Source organism: Halobacterium sp. DL1 (assembly GCA_000230955.3).
Lineage (GTDB): Archaea > Halobacteriota > Halobacteria > Halobacteriales > Halobacteriaceae > Halobacterium.
Genome location: CP007060.1, coordinates 2,569,608 through 2,583,452, shown reverse-complemented (window position 1 = coordinate 2,583,452; position 13,845 = coordinate 2,569,608). Strand labels below are relative to the sequence as shown.

Annotated in this window: 15 protein-coding genes; 6 read left to right on the top strand and 9 right to left on the bottom strand. The window is 67.8% G+C overall.

What is annotated here, in order from left to right; all coding sequences use genetic code 11:
* Positions 1 to 68 precede the first annotated feature (68 nt).
* Entirely contained in the window at positions 69 to 275 is a 207-nt protein-coding gene (locus HALDL1_15445; GenBank protein AHG04829.1) for a hypothetical protein, read from the top strand.
* On the opposite strand, the gene HALDL1_15440 is transcribed toward HALDL1_15445, so the two are convergent.
* From HALDL1_15440 to HALDL1_15430, 3 genes are all read right to left on the bottom strand, one after another.
* Positions 272 to 784 carry an NUDIX hydrolase gene (locus HALDL1_15440; protein AHG04828.1) on the bottom strand — a complete coding sequence of 171 codons (513 nt, stop codon included), beginning with the start codon at positions 782 to 784 and terminating at the stop codon, positions 272 to 274. The genes HALDL1_15445 and HALDL1_15440 overlap by 4 nt on opposite strands.
* Positions 781 to 1,914 carry a threonine synthase gene (locus tag HALDL1_15435; GenBank protein AHG04827.1) on the bottom strand — a complete coding sequence of 378 codons (1,134 nt, stop codon included), beginning with the start codon at positions 1,912 to 1,914 and terminating at the stop codon, positions 781 to 783. The genes HALDL1_15440 and HALDL1_15435 overlap by 4 nt, the downstream gene beginning before the upstream one ends.
* 598 nt (positions 1,915 to 2,512) lie before the next feature.
* Entirely contained in the window at positions 2,513 to 3,469 is a 957-nt protein-coding gene (locus HALDL1_15430; GenBank protein ID AHG04826.1) for a deacylase, read from the bottom strand.
* Positions 3,470 to 3,554: 85 nt separating this feature from the next.
* Between HALDL1_15430 and HALDL1_15425 the strand changes: the two genes are divergently transcribed.
* Positions 3,555 to 3,809: a hypothetical protein gene (locus HALDL1_15425; protein ID AHG04825.1), complete on the top strand. Its 255-nt coding sequence runs from the start codon at positions 3,555 to 3,557 to the stop codon at positions 3,807 to 3,809.
* Between the two features lie 50 nt (positions 3,810 to 3,859).
* On the top strand, positions 3,860 to 4,456 hold the full coding sequence (locus HALDL1_15420; GenBank protein ID AHG05405.1) for a hypothetical protein: 597 nt from the start codon (positions 3,860 to 3,862) through the stop codon (positions 4,454 to 4,456).
* On the opposite strand, the gene HALDL1_15415 is transcribed toward HALDL1_15420, so the two are convergent.
* Positions 4,453 to 5,646 (bottom strand): potassium channel protein, encoded by a 1,194-nt coding sequence (locus HALDL1_15415; protein ID AHG04824.1) that lies wholly within the window; start codon positions 5,644 to 5,646, stop codon positions 4,453 to 4,455. The genes HALDL1_15420 and HALDL1_15415 overlap by 4 nt on opposite strands.
* Before the next feature lie 129 nt (positions 5,647 to 5,775).
* Here HALDL1_15415 and HALDL1_15410 point away from each other — a divergent pair, with 129 nt between their 5' ends.
* On the top strand, positions 5,776 to 6,912 hold the full coding sequence (locus HALDL1_15410) for a citrate (Si)-synthase (protein AHG04823.1): 1,137 nt from the start codon (positions 5,776 to 5,778) through the stop codon (positions 6,910 to 6,912).
* Positions 6,913 to 6,977: 65 nt separating this feature from the next.
* Here HALDL1_15410 and HALDL1_15405 read toward each other — a convergent pair whose 3' ends face one another.
* Entirely contained in the window at positions 6,978 to 7,394 is a 417-nt protein-coding gene (locus HALDL1_15405) for a hypothetical protein (GenBank protein AHG05404.1), read from the bottom strand.
* A gap of 233 nt (positions 7,395 to 7,627) precedes the next feature.
* Here HALDL1_15405 and HALDL1_15400 point away from each other — a divergent pair, with 233 nt between their 5' ends.
* The gene (locus HALDL1_15400; GenBank protein AHG05403.1) at positions 7,628 to 9,085 is read left to right on the top strand and encodes a hypothetical protein; all 1,458 of its coding nucleotides are present in this window, start codon (positions 7,628 to 7,630) and stop codon (positions 9,083 to 9,085) included.
* Positions 9,086 to 9,366: 281 nt separating this feature from the next.
* Positions 9,367 to 10,119 (top strand): chemotaxis protein CheY, encoded by a 753-nt coding sequence (locus HALDL1_15395; GenBank protein AHG04822.1) that lies wholly within the window; start codon positions 9,367 to 9,369, stop codon positions 10,117 to 10,119.
* A gap of 5 nt (positions 10,120 to 10,124) precedes the next feature.
* Here the strand turns inward: HALDL1_15395 and HALDL1_15390 are convergent, their stop codons facing one another.
* The 4 genes from HALDL1_15390 to HALDL1_15375 form a co-directional block, all read right to left on the bottom strand.
* Complete coding sequence (locus HALDL1_15390) at positions 10,125 to 10,571, bottom strand: ArsC family transcriptional regulator (protein ID AHG04821.1); 447 nt, start codon at positions 10,569 to 10,571, stop codon at positions 10,125 to 10,127.
* A gap of 118 nt (positions 10,572 to 10,689) precedes the next feature.
* Entirely contained in the window at positions 10,690 to 11,835 is a 1,146-nt protein-coding gene (locus HALDL1_15385; GenBank protein AHG04820.1) for an arsenic resistance protein, read from the bottom strand.
* Positions 11,828 to 12,223, bottom strand: a complete 396-nt coding sequence (locus HALDL1_15380) for an ArsR family transcriptional regulator (GenBank protein AHG04819.1) — start codon at positions 12,221 to 12,223, stop codon at positions 11,828 to 11,830. The genes HALDL1_15385 and HALDL1_15380 overlap by 8 nt, the downstream gene beginning before the upstream one ends.
* A 118-nt stretch (positions 12,224 to 12,341) precedes the next feature.
* Positions 12,342 to 13,643 (bottom strand): multidrug transporter MATE, encoded by a 1,302-nt coding sequence (locus HALDL1_15375; GenBank protein AHG04818.1) that lies wholly within the window; start codon positions 13,641 to 13,643, stop codon positions 12,342 to 12,344.
* Positions 13,644 to 13,845: the final 202 nt, after the last annotated feature.

Genomic DNA, 13,845 nt, shown 5'->3' with positions numbered 1-13,845 from the left:
TGGGCTGGCGTGCGAACCAGTAGCACCGTACCACAACACTTTATTCACTGTCAGTCGAAACTGGAACCATGACCGGTGGACACCGCTCCCACCCCGACCCCGCCCAGGGCGCCAGCAGCGACGGCGTCTCCTCCCGGCTTCTGGCTCGCATCGAGTCCCAGGATGGCCACGAGGAGTGCACCCTGTTCCCCGCCCACGCCTCCGCCGACGAACTGGTCACTACGTGGGTGACTGCCGCCGACGACGCGTTCGTCGACCTCCAGACGATCCGCTAGTCGGACAGCGCGCGAACCGCGGCCTCCACCCGCCGCTCGACGTGTGGACGTAGCGGCCGCTCCGCGAGTCGCTCCCGTGGCACCCACTCGACGGCCGCGGCGTCCGACCCTGCCTCCGGCGTCCCGGTCACGTCCGCCGCGCTCGCCGCGTAGCCGACCGAGACGACGTGTTTCTCTCCGAACTGTTCGAGTTGTGTCGCCTCCAGCAGCACCAGCGCCGCGGGGTCGACCGAGAGTCCGGTCTCCTCCTCCAGCTCCCGCGCCGCACCCACGCGGGGCTCCTCCTCGACTTCGAGGTGACCGGCGGGGGTCGCCCACGACCCTTCGCCGGGTGGCACTGACCGCTGGACGAGCAACACCCGGTCGCCGTCGAGGACGGTGACGCCCGCACAGGGAACCGCGTTCCGGTAGACGGGGCGCTCGCAGGACCCACACCACTTGCGGTCGCGGTCCTCGACGCGTCGCTCGCCGAGTTCGGTCCCGCACTGGGGGCAGTACGACGGAATCACGTCTTCAGTCCGCTCCCGGTGAGCGCGACGATCACGTCGTCCCCGTCGTCGAGTTCGCCGCGCTCGCGGTAGGTCCCGAGGCCGGCGACGCCGACGGCGCTCGTCGGTTCGACGTAGAAGCCGCGCTCGTGGAGTGCTGCGAGCGCGTCGCCGGTCGCCTCGGCGCCGCAGGCGATTGCGTCGCCGCCCGTCGCCTCGATGGCGTCGAGAATCTGGCCGCGCCGCGCGGGCTCCCGGATCTGGATGCCGTCGGCGACGTCGTTCGTCCCCGCCTCGCGGGTCGCTGCGCTCCTCGCTCGCCCATTCGAGGGTTCGCTCCGCTCACCCTCGCGCCCGTGAAGCTCCTCGACGATGGGCGAGACGCCCGAGGCCTGCACGCCCAGCAGGCGCGGGAGCTCCCCGGTCCACCCGGCGTCGCGGAGCGCGCGGAACCCCCGGTAGGCGCCGAGGAACAGCGTGCCGTGGCCGAGCGGGAGGACGACGGCGTCCGGCACGTCCCAGTCGCGCTGGGCGGCGAGTTCGAGCGCGAACGTCGACGTGCCCGCGAAGAACGCCGGGTTCCACGCGTGGCTCGCGTACCACGCGTCGCCGCCCACGGCCTCGCGGACGCATGCGTCTGTAACGTCCTGCCTGCTGCCCTCGACCCGGACTGGCGTCGCGCCCGCCGCCTCGATGGCGTCGAGTTTCGACTGCTTGGCGTCCGCCGGCACGTAGATGTCGGCGTCGATGCCGGCCCGCGCGGCGTACTGCGCGATGGCCGCGCCCGCGTTCCCCGAAGAGTCCTCGACGACGCGCTCGACGCCGAGTTCCGCCGCCCGGGAGAGCGTCAGCGCCGCGCCGCGGTCCTTGAAACTCCCCGACGGGAACACGTGGTCGAGTTTGAACTGGGCGCCCCAGTCGGGCGCCTCGGCCAGCGGCGTCCACCCCTCGCCGAGGGTCACCTCCCGCCCGACGGGCAGGAACTCCTCGAACGCCCACAGCCCTTCCCGCGGGTCGACGTCGGGTTCGTCGCTGTCGGGGAGCGGATGTTCCGCGAAGTCAAGCGCGTGACCGCAGTCGCAGCGCCACGGCTCGTTCGGCCCGGAGTCGTACGTTCGGCCACAGGAACGGCATTCGAGTAATTTTTGCATAGTTTTAGAACCGATTTATCGCGTGAATCGTTTCCTGTTTTAGATTGGCTCGCCGGGTTCCGCAACGGGAAGTGGTTCCTCCAGTTCATCGACTTGGGGGCCAAAACCACTAGTATTCTGTTTTAGAGCAGATAACGCCTTCAGTAGCTTGGAGTACACGTCCCGCTCAGTCGCTTCAATGAACACTCTCCCGTCAGATTTGTTCCCCACTCCCTGAACTTTTGCAGCGGCAGAATAGAAGTCTATCACCGCAGTAACCTCCTTCTCTGACAGGTCTCCTATTCTGTCAGTATTCGAGTCGTAGACGTTGTTACTGAAGAATAGTTCTGGGTCTTTGTCTCCCTCTAGCTCTCGATGGTCTAATGACCGAACCATCGGTTGCATACTCATTATCTCCGCAACCAGAGCTCTCCTCAGGCGATTTCTTCTAATCTTTCTCCGTCTCTCTTGGAGATACCAACTTCCCAGAACCCCGACGATAGCCGCCAGGAGTAGTGCTAGGTTCCCAACTGCATCACTACTTAGTACCTCAACTATCATTTCAAATACTGGCATATTGTCTAGGAAAGAGGTTCTCTACAAAGTTCTTCCTCAGGACCTAATACTGGTCCACGTCCGTCCCGACCGAGCAGACGTACTCGCCGGTGGCGACCTGGGGACGGCGGCAGGTCCGCCAGAAGATGCCGTCGTCGTCGGCGGTGACGGTGGCCTTCAGCGTGCCGAAGACGTCCGTCACCTCGAAGAGGGTGTCGCCGGACTCGACTTCCTCGCCGAGGTCTGCCCGGAACTGGAGGAGGCCGCCGACCGGGGAGCCGTAGCGGTCGAACTCCTTCGCGCGGGTCTGAGGCTGGGTCTCGACGTCGCCGTCGAGGAAGCCGTAGTACTCGAGGACGTTGAACACGCCGTTCACGCCGTACTGGATGGACTCCTCGTCGAGGCCGACGCAGCCGCCGAGTTCGGGGTCGACGGTCGGGATTCCCTCGTCCGGGCCGGCGCGGGCGAGCTGGCCCTCCGGCCCCTTCTGGTCGAGGACGTGGCCGCAGCCGAACACCTTCGCGAGTTCGAGGCAGTCGCCGTGGAGGCGGTGGTGGCGGCCACAGCGCACCCGCACCTCGTTGATCATCCGAGAGGTCGAGCCCTGGTGGAGGTCCAGGATGAGGTCGGCGTCCTCGGCCGCCGAGAACGTCGCGTGCGCGATGCGTTCGGAGGAGGAACCGTTGGCCTTCCCGGGGTAGGCGCGGTTGAGCTTCGTGTCGTCGATTGGGTTGCGGTGCTCGCCCACCTGGAAGGCGTGGTAGTTCGTGATGCCGACGACGAGCACTTCGCCCGCGAGCTCTGCCGGGTCGAGTTGCGGGACGACGCGCCGCACGACGCCGACGCCGTTGAGTTCGTCGCCGTCGCTGGCTGCCTGCACGTAGAGGGTCTTCCCGTCGCGTTCGCCGTTCACGACCGCGACCGGGAGGCCGACCGCCGTGCCGTCCCGGGTCTCGCCGACGGTCAGCCGCCCCGTGTCGAGCTCCCCGGGGGCCGCGGACGCCGTGCCGAGCGTAGTCATTACGTACAGAAGGCGTGGGCTGGGCCTTGAGCGATTCGGTCCCGGAACCGACGAGGCTTTCCCGAATCCGGCACAACCAGCGGGTATGTCCGAGCGGCCGGGTGTCGACAACTTCGTGCGCGCGCTCGACGTGGCGACGCAGGCCAAACGCGGATTCCTCGTGGGGCTCCTCGCCGCAGTCGGGACGTACTACCTCTTCGTCGTCTCCTCGGGCGGGTCGCCGTACTCCACGCCGTACCTGCTCGCGCTCGCTCTCGTGCTGGCGTTCACCGTTGGTCTGCTCGCGACGCTCGCGTTCACGCTGGGCGCCGCCTACCGCCTCTCGCAGTCTCTCGACTAGTTGATTCTTAGAAGTAAACCTATTGTAGACGGACGCGCTCCATCTCGCAGATGGCGGACGACGACTTCCCGACGCGCCTCGCCGCGTCGATGGGCGCCGACGGCGACGGTGGCGACGGGCTACCGACGCCGTCGGCGGTCGTCGCGGGCTTGCTCGCGCCGCTCCGCGGGGCCGAGAAGTCCCCCGGCGGCCACCGCTTCGACGTCGAGTCCACCGACCACGCCGAGAAGCGATACAGCTTCACCTGCGACGTCGGCTTCGCTGGCGAGGACTGCACCACTCGCCTCGTGGTGTCTCGCGAGGACGGCCACGTCTACGCCCGCTCCGGCGTCGAACCGCCGGAGAGCGGTGGCCTGCTCTCACGGGTTCGGGGGAGCGACGACGGCTACGACGCGCTCGGCGTCGACCCCGACGTCGCAACGGAACTCGCCGAGCGCCGGAAGACCCTGGTCGACGACGGCATCGTGAACCGCGTAACGACAGCGCGCACCACCGCGGACCCGGCGGGCTTCGAACTCCGCTTCGAGACGTCGGAGACGTCGATGGTGACGGTGACGGGCTACGACGACGGCCGCGACTACCTCCTGGTCCCGCTACCGGACCTCGCGCTGCGCGCGGTCGTCGCCGAGCGGAAGGCGCTGCGTTAGCCCGCCGCGAGTGTTCGCAGGCGGTCGCCGCTCGTCCGCGTCCCCTTCGCGAGCAGCACGTCGCCGGCCTCGATGCCCGTCGCCGACCCCGGCTGGACGACCCACTCGTCGCTGTCGGCGTCCGGTCGCCGCACCGCGATGACTCGCATTCCCGTCTCCGTCTCCACCTGCTCGCTGCCGAGGGTCGTCCCCGCGAGTTCGCTGTCGTCGTCCACGACGACCCGGACGAGCACCTCGTCGGACTCCCCGACGGCCTCCTGGACGACGACGTGCGTGTCGAGGCCGCGCAGCACGCCCTCGCTGATCTCGAGGGCGGCGTCGCTGATGACCTCCGTCGAGGTGGCGATGTGGACCAGGCCGCGCAGCGACACCGGGTCCGCCACGCGGCTCGCGGCCCGCAGCGTCCACGCCTCGAAGCGCGATTTCAGGGCGTCGACCTCCGCCTCCAGTTCGACCACCTCGCTGGCGAGGTCCTCGGAGTCGAAGAGGACGGCGCCGTACGCCAGGTCGACCGCGAGCTCGCTCATGTTCTTCATCAGCACCACGGAGTCGACGGCGCGCTCGAGGTCCTCGATGTCGGGCTCGACGGGGTCAGGCTGTTCGTAGCGCTCGCCGGTCGCCGCTTCGGAGACGTCGCCGACCCGTGCCTCCGGGCCGCGCAGGAGGAGCACGTCGGCGGCCCGCAGGTCGGTCTCCCGGTCGGGGTTGAGTATCCACTCCCCACCCCGCCGGATGGCGATGACGCGGACGCCGGTCTCCGTCTCCAGGTTCACGTCGCCGAGCGTGCGGCCCGCGTACGGCGAGTCGGCCGCGAGTTCCGCGCGAACGAGCGACTCGACTGCCTCCGGGAGCGCCGCCCGCATCGCGTCCGGGACGCCGATGTCCTCCAGCACCACCTTCGCGACGTCGCCCGCGGCGTCGCTGATCTTCTCGGCGGCGCCGACGACCCCGAGGACGGGCGCCAGCGTCTCCGCGTCCTCCGGGTTGCGCGCGGCCATCAGGAGGCTCATCCGGGCCCGCAACTGGAGGACGTCCATGCGCTCCTCGAGGCGCAGCACCTCCGCGGCCACGTCGTCGCTGCCGTGGAGCACCGCCGAGAACGAGAGGTCGATGAGGAGTTCGGCGGTGTCTTTCATCTCCGCGAGGAGGGCCTTCACGCTCGCGGGTTCGTACTCGACGCGGCCGCTCATGGGGACACCTTCTGGCCCCCGGGCGAAAAACGTTCGCGTGGGGGCGGCCGGCTAGGACCCGGAACGAGATACCACGGCTCGCGTCAGAAACCGACACCCATTAGGAGCGACACCGAAGAATCAGACCTTATGGCAGACGAACTCAAGAAGGGTCTCGAGGGTGTGCTCGTGGCCGAGTCCGAACTCAGCTACATCGACGGGGACGCGGGGAAACTCGTCTACCGCGGCTACACCATCGAAGACCTGGCGCGGGACGCCAGCTACGAGGAGGTGCTCTACCTCCTCTGGAATGGCCGCCTCCCGAATCGCGAAGAACTCGAGGCCTTCCGCGACGAGATGGCGGGCTACCGCGCCGTCGACGACGACGTGCTCTCGCTGGTCGCGGACCTCGCCGACGCCGACGAGGAGTCGATGGCCGCGCTCCGCACGGCCGTCTCCGAACTCTCCGCGTTCGACGACGACGCGGACGTCGACCCGACCGACCGCGAGGCGACCCTTCGGAAGGGCGAGCGCATCACCGCGAAGATGCCGACCATCGTCGCCGCGTTCACGCGCCTCCGCAACGGCGACGACCCCGTCGAACCACGCGAGGACCTCGACCACGCGGCGAACTTCCTCTACATGCTCAACGACGAGGAGCCCGACGACGTGCTCGCGGACGTCTTCGACCAGGCGCTCGTGCTCCACGCCGACCACGGCCTCAACGCCTCGACGTTCTCCTCGATGGTCACCGCGAGCACGCTCGCGGACGTCCACTCCGCGGTCACCTCCGCCATCGGCACGCTCTCGGGGAGCCTCCACGGCGGCGCGAACGCCAACGTGATGCGCATGCTCAAGCAGGTCGACGACAGCGATATGGACCCCCTCGAGTGGGTCAAGAACGCTCTCGCGGAGGGCAATCGCGTCGCCGGCTTCGGCCACCGCGTCTACAACGTCAAGGACCCGCGCGCGAAGATTCTCGGCGAGCAGTCCGAGGACCTCGGCGAGGCCGCCGGCGACACGAAGTGGTACGAGATGAGCGTCACCATCGAGCAGTACATGGCCGACGAGAAGGGCCTCGCCCCGAACGTCGACTTCTACTCCGCCTCCACGTACTACCAGATGGGCATCCCCGTCGACATCTTCACCCCCATCTTCGCGATGTCCCGCGTCGGTGGCTGGGTCGGCCACGTGCTCGAACAGTACGAGGACAACCGCCTCATCCGCCCCCGTGCTCGCTACGTGGGCGAGGAGGACCGCGAGTTCCCGAGCGTCGACGAGCGGTAAGCAGGGCTGTTCTCTAGCAGTTCCGAACGCTCACCGCGCTCTCGACGGTTTCGACGCCCCGAATTCTAGCGGTGGACGTGGTACTCCACGCCGCCGGCCACGGCGTAGAGGACGAAGTACAGTGGGACGAGGTATATCGCGTACACTGCGAGCCCGAAGACGGTCTGTGCCGTCAAGAGCCCGGTCGACTCGGCGTAGCCGAGCCACCCGAGGACGACCACTGAGAGGACGACGAGCGGCGAGACCAGGCGGAGCCGGAGGTACGCCGCCACCGGAACGGCGAAGCACGCGACCGCAATCGCCCCGGCGAGGAGGAGCGTTCCGGCGACTTCGGCGTCGAGGTGGCCCAGGAAATCCGTGACGCTCCAGTTGGCGACGACCAGTCCCCCGGCGATGTAGAGGCTCAACACGCCCAGCCCGACCGCGACACCGGCGAGTGAGGCGACGCCCAGCGAGCGCGTCTGTCGTTCTGCGGGAGCCATCGGATAGTCATTGGATGGCTGTCACGATAATCCTTCCGAGCCGAGTCAGGGCCGTCGTTGCGAGCCCCCAGGCGGGTCGGCGGAGACCAGGTCCGGACAGTAGGTCGCGTTGACGAGTGTTCCCATCAGTGCCACGATACCGTTGGACGAACGACGACAGGAACTAACGCTATCCCGGGGCGTGTGTGAACAATTCCCACACTGTTATGTGGTGGTCCGACAGAGAGGCGGTCATGAGTGTCGATTCGGGGAAAGAGGCCGGAACGGGCCGGATTCGGGTTCTCCACGTCGACGACGAACCGGCGTTCGGCGCGCTGGTGAAGACCGTCCTAGAGCAGGAACACGACGGCCTGGAGGTCATTACGGAGGTAGACGCCCGCCACGGGCTCGAGCGACTCGAGACGGACCGCATCGACTGCATCGTGAGCGACTACGACATGCCGGAGGTGAAGGGACTAGAGTTCCTGGAGACCGTGCGCGGGTCCCACCCCGACATCCCGTTCATCCTCTTTACCGGCAAAGGGAGCGAGGAGATCGCCAGCGAGGCGGTGGGCCGGGGCGTGACCGACTACCTGCAGAAGAGCAGCGGGACCGAGCAGTACGAGGTGCTGGGCAACCGGATACAGAACAGCGTTCGGAGCTACCGCACCGAACACGAACTCGAGCGGAGCCGCGCGTTCCTCGACCGCGTGCTGGACCTGAGCCCCGCCGCAGTCGTCGTGCTCGACGGCGAGGGCAGCATCATCCGGTCGAACAAACTCGCCGAGACCACCCTGGGCCTGTCGAAAGCCGAAATCGCGGAACGGACGTTCAACGACGACAAGTGGCGGATCGTCGACGAGAACGGGGAACCGGTCTCGGACGACGCGCTGCCGTTCAGGCAGGTCGCCGAGACGGGCGACCCCATCTTCGACGTCGAGCACGGCATCCGGCGACCGGACGGCGAACTCGTCTGGCTCTCCATCAACGCCGCGCCGCTGTGGGACGACGCGCCCTCCTCGGACCAGGTCGTCGCGGTCCTCTCGGACGAGTCGAATCGACGAGTCAAGGACCGCCACCAGGCGGAGACGATCCGCCAGCTAGAGGGGCTGGGGCGGGTGCTCTCCCACGACCTCGGGAACGCGCTGAACATCGCGGTCGGCCGTCTCGAACTGGCCCGCGAGACGGGCGACAGTACCAACCTCGAGGCGGTCGAGGACTCGCTGCAGCGCGCGACCGACATCCTGGCCGACCTGACGGACGCCATCAAAGCAGGGAGCGTGGTCGACGAGGTCACAGACCTCGACGTCGGCGACGTCTTCGACCTGGCGTGGGCGACCCAGGAGACGAACGACGCGAAGAGCGACGTCGAATCGGGGATGCGCATCCGGGCCGACGAAATGGCGTTGCTGCGGGTCTTCGAGAACCTCATCCGGAACACCGTCGAGCACGGCGGTGAGGGGCGGACCGTCCGCGTCGGTCCGCTCGCGAACGGGTTCTTCGTCGAGGACGACGGACCGGGAGTTCGCCCGGAGAACCGAACCGCGGTGTTCGAACCCGGCTACACCACGAAAGCGGGCGGGACCGGAATCGGCCTTCCGAGCATCAAACAGATCGCCCTCGCGCACGGCTGGGAGACGCGAATCACCGACGGTGACGACGGCGGTGCGCGCTTCGAGTTCACGAACGTCGAACAGGCCACGCCCGCGTGACGACGGTCCAGCGCCCAGCCACCGCCAGGGATGTGGCCGGAACCGCAGACCCGGTGGACGAGACTTTCCGCACTACTCCCGCCGTCCCGCTCCGATTCCTCGGACACCGTGGCTCGTTCTGTTTCTGGGCACTGTTCGGCACTGACCCGATTGCTCGACCAATCGTTTCGTAACAACGTAGCGTTCCTCAAGCTCGCTGCGGAATCTCTCAGGCGTGATAATCCCGTATAAAGATTTTTACTAACTGGTTAGGTTGTGCCTGGTAAGCGCGGCAGCATTACATGACAGAGAACACGACCACCGTCCTGCACGTCGACGACGACCCGCAGTTTCGCGAACTCGCGAGAACGTATCTGGAACGCAGTAACTCCTCGCTCTCTGTGCTCTCGGAACCCTCGGCGGGCGACGCCCTCGAGCGGATTCAGGAACGGGCTGTCGACTGTGTGGTGAGCGACTACGAGATGGGGGACACGGACGGCCTGGAGTTTCTCGAACTGGTCCGGGAGGAGTCCGTCGCCCTCCCGTTCATCCTGTTCACGGGGAAGGGATCCGAGGAGATCGCGGCGAAAGCGGTCAACGCGGGGGTGGACGCGTACCACCAGAAGAAAGTCGGAACTGGACAGTACGCCGTCCTCGCCCGGCACGTCCACACGCTCGTCGAGAAGTACCGTGCGGAGCAGCGCCTCGACTACCTGGAACGCCAGAAGCACATCGTGGACGGTGGGGTCAGCGTGGCGGACGACTACTCCACCGACGAGCGCGCCGAATCGACGAGCATGGCGGTGGTGAGGGCGGTCGCTGCCCGTGAGGACGTCGACCCAGTCGAACTCGCGCCGCCGCTCGCAGACGTCGTGGACACGGACGCCGTCGACGCGCTCTTCGCCTCGCAGTCGGGTCCAGCGAGCGGTGAGGTCGACTCACTGACGCTGACGTACCGGGGGTACGCCATCACCGTCGACGGCAGTGGTCAGGTTGACCTCGAGGAACAATCAGCGCAGCAGTCCGGTGACCAGACTATCTCTGGCAGCGACTGAACGCGTTACTCCGACCGCTCGCCGTGGCTACGCGTCTCCGTCGCCCGTGCCACCTCGTCGAACAGCACGCGGACTCGCTCCGCTATCTCGTCGCGAATCACTCGGACCGCGGCGGGGTCCTTCCCGTCGGGGTCAGTGAGCGCCCAGTCCCGGACGTCGACGTCGTCCCGTACCTCGTCGACGTCGAGCGTCGAACAGCCCATCGTCGCGACGTAGTCACAGGCGCGGAGTTCGTCGAGCGGTATCTCGCGGGGCGTCCGGTCGGAGAGGTCGAAGCCGGCGTCGGCCATCGTCGCGACCACTTCGTCGTGGACGTGGTCGGCGGGCTCTGTGCCGCCGGTGATGATTTCGACGTCGAGGTCGCGGCGTTCGCGCTCCCGTTCGGCGAACGCGGCCGACATCTGGGAACGGCCCGCGTTCTGCACGCAGACGAAGGCGACGGTGGTGGTCACGCGGTCACCCCTCGCCCACCGTGCTGAGCACGTCGCGCCGCAGGTGCGACGGAGTTCTGCACGCAGACGAAGGCGATGCGGGTCCGGTCGTCGGTGGGTGCTTCAGTGGACATTTTAGTCAGTCGGTAGTGGCTGTGCCGTCGGCGGCGGCGCCGCGCGCGCTCCAGTCGTAGCGGTCCTGGAAGTACAGCGCGACGTTGACGAGCGCGAGCAGCACCGGGACCTCGATGAGCGGGCCGACGACCGTCGCGAACGCGACGCCGGAGCCGACGCCGAAGACGGCGACGCCGACGGCGATGGCGAGTTCGAAGTTGTTCGAGGCGGCCGTGAAGCCGATGGCGGTGGTCGTGGAGTAGTCCGCACCGATGCCCCGCCCCATCCCGAAGCTGACGAGGAACATCACGACGAAGTAGATGGTGAGCGGGACGGCGATGAGCAGGACGTCGCCGGGCGTGGCGACGATGGTCTCGCCCTGCGTGGCGAACATCACGACGACGGTGAACAGCAGCGCGACCAGCGTCAGCGGGTCGATGCGGGGGACGAACTCCTCGTCGTACCACTGTTCGCTCTTCGCCCGGGTGCCGACGTAGCGCGTGAGGAAGCCGCCAAGGAACGGGATGCCGAGGAAGACGACGATGGCCCCGAACACCTGCGCGGGCGTGACGTCGAAGGTGGTGATGCCGGCGACGAGCGCGTCCATCCCGAGCAGCGGCGGGAGGACGAGCCCGAAGAACCAGACGTAGACGCCGTAGGTGAGAATCTGGAAGAGGCTGTTGAACGCGACGAGCCCGGTAACGTACTCCGTCGAGCCCTCCGCGAGTTCGTTCCAGACGAGCACCATCGCGATGCAGCGCGCCATCCCGATGAACACGAGGCCGAGGAAGTACTCCGGGCGCGCGGGGAGGCCGGGGACGAGGCCGCTGAAGAAGAAGACGGCGAGCCCGAACATCAGCGTCGGCCCGATGAGCCAGTTCTGCACGAGGCTCAGCCCGAGCACGCGCCAGTTGCTGAAGACGGCCCGGAGCTGGCCGTAGTCCGCCTTGGCCAGCGGCGGGTACATCATCACGACGAGTCCGATCTCCACGAGGTGGAGGTCCTGTATCGGCCCGGTCACCGACGGCGCGACGTAGCCCAGGCCGACGCCGAGGGCCATCGCGGCGAAGATCCAGACGGTGAGGTAGCGGTCGAGGAAGTCCATCGAGCGCGGCTCGCCGCAGTCGGCACAGCCGCAGTCGGGCCCGTGGTCGTGGGCGACCTCACTCACCGACGCTCCCCTCGAGTACGGTCACGAGCGCGACGGCGCGGTTGGTCGCCCGGTACTTCTTCCAGCGCCCGTCCTTCCGGCCTTCGACGAGCCCCGCGTCGACGAGCGCCGAGAGCGCGTGACTCAGGCCGCTCTCGGTCACGTCGACGACCGCGTTGAGTTCGCAGACGCAGAGCTCCTCGCCCGCGGCGACGAGCACGCGGACGAGCGTGTAGCGGGTCTCGTTGGCGAGCGCCGACAGCACGTCGAGTTCCGCCTCGACCCGGCCCGAGCCGAGAGCGGCCTCGAGGGTGCCGAGTTCGTCGAGGCGCTGCTCGACGTCCTCGCTCCGGCACTCCTCGAGTTCGTCGTCGAGGTAGCGGCGTAGTCGGTCCGTGGCTTGTGCCATTGCAGAACAATTGAGCAAACTCTCAATTATGCGTTTCGGTTAGGCGGGAAGAATCGGCTGGTACTGCTACATGGTGGACTGTGAAGGTACAAAACCGAATCCAGAGATTACTGGAAATTCAACTGTCTACCCGCTCCGCCATCATCGCTGCCGCCCTGCTCGCCCAGTCGCCCCGGTGGAAGCCGGCGGTGACGACGACGGCCATCCAGACGTTCGCAAGCGCGACGCCCCAGTACGCGCCGGTGACGCCCCAGCCGAGGACGACGCCGGCGAGGTAGGAGAAGCCGAGCAGGAAGCCGAACATGCCGGTGGCGCGAGCGACCAGCGGGACGCGCGTCTCGCTGGCGCCCTGGAGCGCACCAGAGAGCGCGACGAACACGACGAGGAACGGGGCGCTGAGGCCGTAGGCGCGGGCGAACCAGACGCCGTAGCGGACGACCTCCGGGGTGTCGTCGAGGAGCATCACTAGCGGCCGGGCGAAGTACGCGAGGAGGAGTCCGACGGTGCCGACGGTGAGGAGGCCGAGCGCGGCGACCGCCCAGCCGTCGTAGCGCGCCCGGTCGGGGTCGCCCTCGCCGAGCGACTGGCCGACGACGACGTTCGCGGCGACGCTGTAGCCCCGGGAGAGCGGACCCGTCACCTGCTGGTAGACCCGTCGCCCGATCTGGAAGGCGGCGTTGACGTTCGTGCCGAACCCGAGCAATAGCGCGTTGAACGGGAACTCCGCGAGCGCAGAGCTCAGCCCCTCGGCGGCCTTCGGCGCGCTGACGACGAGCAGCTGGCGCGTGATGACCGTCGACTGCGGGCGCGAGAAGCCGGCGGCGGTGTGGCGGGAGGCGATGGCCGCCAGGAGCACGACGGCGGTGAAGACGTTCGCCGAGGCAGTGGCGGCGCCGACGCCGAGCACGCCTAGTTCCGGGAGCCCGAAGTAACCGAGCCCGAGGCCGAAACTGCCGACGATGTTGCCGACGTTCGCGACGGCGTTGACGTACATCGGTGTGCGGGTGTCACCGGTCCCCTGCAGCGACCGCGCCGCGATGAGGGCGATGTGGCGGGCGGGCGCGGTGAGGAGGACGACGGCGAGGTAGGTGCCACCCAGGTCGACGACGGTCGGGTCCGCGCCCAGGAGGCGGATGGCCGCCGGACCGAACAGGAGGCCGAACGCGGCGAACGGGAGGCCGGCGAGCGCGCCGAGGAGAATGGCCTGTGTGATGGCCTCGTCGCGGGTGACGGTGGCGCCGCGGCCGGTGTCCTGGCTAGAGAGGCTGATGGCGCCCCCGCCGAGTCCGAGGCCGACGCGCAGCGGGAACCGGGCGTAGAGGTCGGCGAGACCGACGGCGACGACGGCTGCCGGGGAGATTGCGGCGGTGACGACGACGTCCACCGTCCGCATCAGCGTGCGCAGCGTCTGCTCGGCCATCACCGGCCACGCGAGTGCGAAGACGCGGCGCCACACCGTCCGCAGTCGCGAGTACACGGTGGTCCGTCGCAGTCGGTCGGAAAGTGCGTGTCGGTCTTTCGGCAGCCCAGTTTCACTTTCACTCCGCTTTGCTCGGTTTTATTACCGTCCCGGCTTTCGGTCCAGTCGTCACACGCTGGTTTTCCCCATTCCTTGGGGGCGA

What these genes read in the sequence shown, in the direction of transcription:
- HALDL1_15445 (AHG04829.1), top strand. Translation starts at nt 69, where the DNA reads ATGACCGGTGGACACCGCTCCCACCCCGACCCCGCCCAGGGCGCCAGC.
- HALDL1_15435 (AHG04827.1), bottom strand. Translation starts at nt 1,914, where the DNA reads ATGCAAAAATTACTCGAATGCCGTTCCTGTGGCCGAACGTACGACTCC.
- HALDL1_15430 (AHG04826.1), bottom strand. Translation starts at nt 3,469, where the DNA reads ATGACTACGCTCGGCACGGCGTCCGCGGCCCCCGGGGAGCTCGACACG.
- HALDL1_15425 (AHG04825.1), top strand. Translation starts at nt 3,555, where the DNA reads ATGTCCGAGCGGCCGGGTGTCGACAACTTCGTGCGCGCGCTCGACGTG.
- HALDL1_15420 (AHG05405.1), top strand. Translation starts at nt 3,860, where the DNA reads ATGGCGGACGACGACTTCCCGACGCGCCTCGCCGCGTCGATGGGCGCC.
- HALDL1_15415 (AHG04824.1), bottom strand. Translation starts at nt 5,646, where the DNA reads ATGAGCGGCCGCGTCGAGTACGAACCCGCGAGCGTGAAGGCCCTCCTC.
- HALDL1_15410 (AHG04823.1), top strand. Translation starts at nt 5,776, where the DNA reads ATGGCAGACGAACTCAAGAAGGGTCTCGAGGGTGTGCTCGTGGCCGAG.
- HALDL1_15405 (AHG05404.1), bottom strand. Translation starts at nt 7,394, where the DNA reads ATGGCTCCCGCAGAACGACAGACGCGCTCGCTGGGCGTCGCCTCACTC.
- HALDL1_15400 (AHG05403.1), top strand. Translation starts at nt 7,628, where the DNA reads ATGAGTGTCGATTCGGGGAAAGAGGCCGGAACGGGCCGGATTCGGGTT.
- HALDL1_15395 (AHG04822.1), top strand. Translation starts at nt 9,367, where the DNA reads ATGACAGAGAACACGACCACCGTCCTGCACGTCGACGACGACCCGCAG.
- HALDL1_15380 (AHG04819.1), bottom strand. Translation starts at nt 12,223, where the DNA reads ATGGCACAAGCCACGGACCGACTACGCCGCTACCTCGACGACGAACTC.
- HALDL1_15375 (AHG04818.1), bottom strand. Translation starts at nt 13,643, where the DNA reads ATGGCCGAGCAGACGCTGCGCACGCTGATGCGGACGGTGGACGTCGTC.